Origin of the sequence: Micromonospora sp. DT43, from assembly GCF_049841645.1 — a bacterium.
Classification (GTDB): domain Bacteria; phylum Actinomycetota; class Actinomycetes; order Mycobacteriales; family Micromonosporaceae; genus Micromonospora.
Genome location: NZ_JBNCKR010000041.1, coordinates 1 through 287, shown reverse-complemented (window position 1 = coordinate 287; position 287 = coordinate 1). Strand labels below are relative to the sequence as shown.

General features: G+C 71.1%; 1 protein-coding gene. It reads left to right on the top strand.

Annotated features, from left to right (window positions below):
- Positions 1–19: 19 nt before the first annotated feature.
- Positions 20–287: hypothetical protein (locus ACLQ26_RS33050; RefSeq protein WP_425748280.1), on the top strand; the 268-nt coding region annotated here is incomplete at its 3' end.

Genomic DNA, 287 nt, shown 5'->3' with positions numbered 1-287 from the left:
CGTGAGGGTGGTTTCCGCGGTGGTGACCGTGACGGTGGTTTCCGTGGTGGTGACCGCCGTGAGGGTGGTTACCAGGGTGGCGGTGACCGTGGTCGTTCCGGTCCGCCCCGCGAGGGTGGTTTCCGTGGTGGTGACCGCCGTGAGGGTGGCTTCCGTGGCGGAGACCGTCGCGAGGGTGGCGGCTTCCGTGGCGGCGACCGCGATGGGTCACGCTCGGGCGCGCCGCGTGAGGGTGGTTTCCGTGGTGGCGACCGCCGTGAGGGTGGTTACCAAGGTGGCGGTGACCG